A 4,385-nucleotide genomic window follows, 5' to 3' on the forward strand; every position below is an offset into this window, starting at 1 on the left:
AAGGCCGTCGCGGCGGAGTACCTTCACGAGTTGACCGATGGTCTGAGTGCGTTCGTGTTGTTCTCCTCGGCGTCGGGGGTGTTCGGTTCGGCGGGGCAGGCGAACTATGCGGCCGCGAACGCCTATCTGGATGCGCTGGCTCGTCGGCGGCGTGCGCAGGGCCTGGCGGCACAATCACTCGCCTGGGGATTCTGGGACAACGAAAGCGCGATGACCGGATCCGCGGACCGCGAGCGCCTGGAACGGTCCCGAGTGCTGCCGATCGGTAACGAGCTCGGGCTGCGGCTGTTCGACGCCGCGCTCCGGGCGGATGCTCCCGCGGTGGTGCCGGTGCGGTTGCGGCTGACCGGCTCCACAGCGGCACCGCCGTTGTTGTCGCGGCTGGTCACGGCGACCCGGCTCACGGCGGCTGCGGTCAATCGGGACACGGCGTCGGCGCACCGCCTCACCGGCCTCGACATGGACCGCCGCCGAGCGGAGATCCTGCGGCTGGTGTGCGGACAGGCGACCGCGGTGCTTGGCTTCCGCGACGAGGACCGGATCGAGCCCGGTTCGGCCTTCCGGGAGATGGGATTCGATTCGCTGACCGCGGTCGACCTTCGCAACCGCCTGGCGGCGCGGTTGGACGTGCGGCTGCCGGCAACACTGGTCTTCGACTATCCGTCGCCCGTGGCGCTGGCCGGCCACCTCGACGAGCTGATGTTCGGGTCGCCGCAATCCGTGGCCGCGCCGGTGACGGCGACCGCGACGCGGGACGACCCGATCGTGGTCGTCGAGATGGCGTGCCGGTTCCCCGGTGGCGTGTCCTCGTCGGAGGACCTGTGGCAGATGCTCACGGACGGCGCCGATGCGATCGGCGGCCTGCCCACCGACCGGGGCTGGGACCTGGCGTCGCTCTACGACCCGGCGGGGGAGAAGCCGGGAACCGCCTACACCCGGCACGGTGGGTTCCTCGCGGATGCTGCGGATTTCGATGCTGATCTGTTCGGGATTTCGCCGCGTGAGGCGTTGGCGATGGATCCGCAGCAGCGGTTGTTGCTGGAGGTGTCGTGGGAGTTGTTGGAGCGGGCCGGTGTTGATCCGTTGTCGTTGCGGGGGAGTCGGACCGGTGTGTTCGCGGGGTTGATGTATCACGATTACGGGTCGCGGGTGCGGTCGGTTCCGGCGGAGTTGGAGGGTTATTTCACCAACGGGAATGCGGGGAGTGTGGCGTCGGGGCGGGTGGCGTACACGTTCGGGTTCGAGGGTCCGGCGGTGACGGTGGATACGGCGTGTTCGTCGTCGTTGGTGGCGTTGCATCTGGCGGTGCAGGCGTTGCGGTCGGGTGAATGCGACCTCGCGCTCGCCGGCGGCGTATCGGTAATGGCAACGCCGAGTGTGCTGGTGGAGTTCTCCCGGCAGCGTGGGCTCGCCGCCGACGGCCGGTGCAAGTCCTTCGCGGCGGCGGCCGACGGTACGGGTTTCTCCGAGGGTGTCGGTCTGGTGCTGGTGGAGCGGTTGTCGGATGCCCGGCGTAACGGACATCGGGTGCTGGCGGTGGTGCGTGGCTCCGCGGTGAACCAGGACGGAGCCTCGAACGGGTTGACCGCGCCGAACGGGCCCTCACAGCAGCGGGTGATCCGCCAGGCGCTGGCCTCGGCCGGGTTGTCGACCGCCGATGTGGATGTGGTGGAGGCGCATGGGACGGGGACGCGGTTGGGTGATCCGATCGAGGCGCAGGCAGTGCTGGCGACTTACGGACAGGATCGGGAGCAGCCTTTGCTGCTGGGGTCGGTCAAGTCGAATCTGGGACACACTCAGGCCGCTGCCGGTGTCGCCGGTCTGATCAAGATGGTGTTGGCGATCCGCCATGGTGTGGTGCCGCGGTCGTTGCACGTCGATGCGCCGTCGCCGCAGGTGGATTGGTCGGCGGGTGCGGTCGAGTTGGCGACGGCGTCCAGCGCGTGGCCGGAGACTGGGCGTCCGCGTCGGGCGGGTGTGTCGTCGTTCGGGGTGAGTGGCACCAACGCGCACGTCGTTTTGGAGCAGGCTCCGGAGGCTGTGGAGACGCCGGCCGTCGGGGTCGAGCCGGCGCCGGCGGTGTGGACCGTGTCGGCGCGTTCGGCGGCCGCGCTCCGGGCGCAGATTGATCGGTTGGCCGCGTACGTCGAGGGGCGGCCGGAGGTGTCGGCGCATGCGGTGGCGGCCGGTCTTGCGCGGCGGGCGTTGTTGCCGTATCGGGCGGTCGCGGTGGGTGGTTCGTTGGATGACTTGCAGGTGCCTGCGGTGCCGGCGACGCCGGGTGGTGTGGTGTGGGTGTTTGCTGGTCAGGGTTGGCAGTGGGAGGGGATGGCTGGCCGGTTGTTGGTGGAGTCGCGGGTGTTCGCGGAGGCGATGGCCGAGTGTGATCAGGCGCTCCAACGATGGACGGGTCGTTCGGTGTTTGAGGCGGTCGATGGTGATGTGCGGGTTGTGCAGCCGTTGATGTGGGCGGTGATGGTGTCTTTGGCTCGGGTGTGGCAGTGGTTGGGGGTGCGTCCGGCGGCGGTGATCGGCCATTCTCAGGGTGAGGTGGCGGCCGCGGTGGTGGCGGGGGCGTTGTCGCTGGAGGAGGGTGCTCGGGTGGTGGCGGTGCGGGCGGGGGTGATCGCGGAGTTGTTGTCGGGTCGGGGTGGGATGTTGTCGGTGGCGTTGCCCGCTGATGAGGTTCGGGCCCGGGTGGCTGAGATTCCGGGTGTTGGTGTGGCGGCGGTCAATGGTCCGGGTTTGTGTGTGGTGTCGGGTGACCGGGCGGCGTTGGAGTCGGTCGACTGGGGTCGGGCGCGCACCCGTTGGGTGGATGTCGATTATGCGTCCCATTCCGAGCAGGTCGAAGCTGCCGAGCACATCCTCAAAGCGCGGCTGGGCGTGGTGGAGTTCCAGGCTGCTGATGTGCCCTGGTATTCGACGGTGACCGGGGAGTTGGTCGATCCGGCCGGGTTGGATGCCGGCTATTGGTATACGAATCTGCGGGCTGAGGTTCGTTTCGAGGCTGCGGTGCGTTCGGCGGCGGGTGATGGGTTGCGTCGGTTTGTTGAGGTGTCGGCGCATCCGGTGTTGTTGCCGGGGATTGTGGAGACGGTTGATGACTGCGTGGTGACCGGCACGCTGAAGCGGGACGGTGGCGGGTTGTCTGATGTGCTTCGTGCTGCGGCGGTGTTGCATACGGCTGGGGTTTCGGTGGATTGGGCGCCGGTTGTGCCGGCTGTGGCTCCTGCTGATCTGCCGACGTATGCGTTTCAGCGGCAGCGGTTCTGGCTTGATCCCGCTGGTGACGGGCGTTCGGTGTTGCGGCTGGCGGACGGGGGTGTGGTCGTCACCACCAAGGTCTCGACGGCGCTGGAGCCGTGGCTGGCTGATCACGCGGTCCACGGCATGGTGCTGGTGCCGGGGACGCAGTTCGTGGACTGGGCGATCCACGCCGGTGACCTGGTCGGCGCACCCGTTTTGCGGGAACTGACCGTGCAGGCTCCGCTCGTGCTCGACGGGGCCGTCGAGGTGCAGATCACGGTGAACGCCGAGCGGCAACTCGGCATCTACTCACGTACCGGCGAGGACGAGCCCTGGACCTGCCACGCCACCGGCGTCCTGGGTGATGCCACTCCGGACGTGTCACTGAGTGCGGAGAAGACCTGGCCGCCGGCTGGTGCGACGCCGCTGTCGGTGGAGGATCTGTACGAGGGTCTGGCTGCTGTGGGTTTGCAGTACGGCCCGGTGTTCCGGGGAGTGCGGGCGGCGTGGCGTGATGGTGCGGAGTTCGTCGCCGAGGTCGCCTTGGATGATGCGGGCCGTGCGCAGGTGGACCGCTTCGGGGTGCATCCCGCGCTGCTGGACGCCGCGCTGCACCTCGCGGCGCTGGAGAAGCCCGGCGGTCCGGCGGAGCCGCTGCTGCCGTTCGCGTGGCAGGACGTCGCCGTGCATGCCGCGGGCGCGACAGAGGCACGAGTGCGGATGCGCGTCGACGGTGACAACCTGTCGTTGACCCTGACCGACACGGACGGGGCGCCGGTGGCGACGGTGGGGTCGCTTGTGCTGCGGGCGTTGCCGGACCGGCTGCCGGTCAAGGCGGTTCGGGATCTTTACACCGTCGACTGGGTCGAGGCCGGCCATGTCGGCGAGGCGGAGGCCGACATCGCGGTGTGGGACTGCGCCGGTGCCGGCCTGGCCGACACTCTGGCCGGTGTGCGGCAGCGTTTGGCCGCCGACGATCGGCGCTGGCTGGTCCTGGTCCCCGACAGCCAGAACCGCCCAGAGCACGCGGCGGTGTGGGGCTTGTTGGCGTCGGCGCAGTCCGAGCATCCGGGCCGTCTCGTGTTGGTGGACGCGGCCGACCTGGCGGTGGCGCGGGCGGCGGTGGTGGTGTGTGA

The 4,385-nt window shown here is 69.2% G+C and carries 1 protein-coding gene; it reads left to right on the top strand.

Translation table 11 applies throughout. From position 1 onward, the window contains the following. Positions 1–30 precede the first annotated feature (30 nt). A partial coding sequence (locus AB0I42_RS37085) for a beta-ketoacyl synthase N-terminal-like domain-containing protein (RefSeq protein WP_357544454.1) occupies positions 31–4,385 on the top strand: 4,355 nt, incomplete at its 3' end.

It is taken from the genome of Polymorphospora sp. NPDC050346, assembly GCF_040655695.1.
GTDB lineage: Bacteria > Actinomycetota > Actinomycetes > Mycobacteriales > Micromonosporaceae > Polymorphospora > Polymorphospora lycopeni.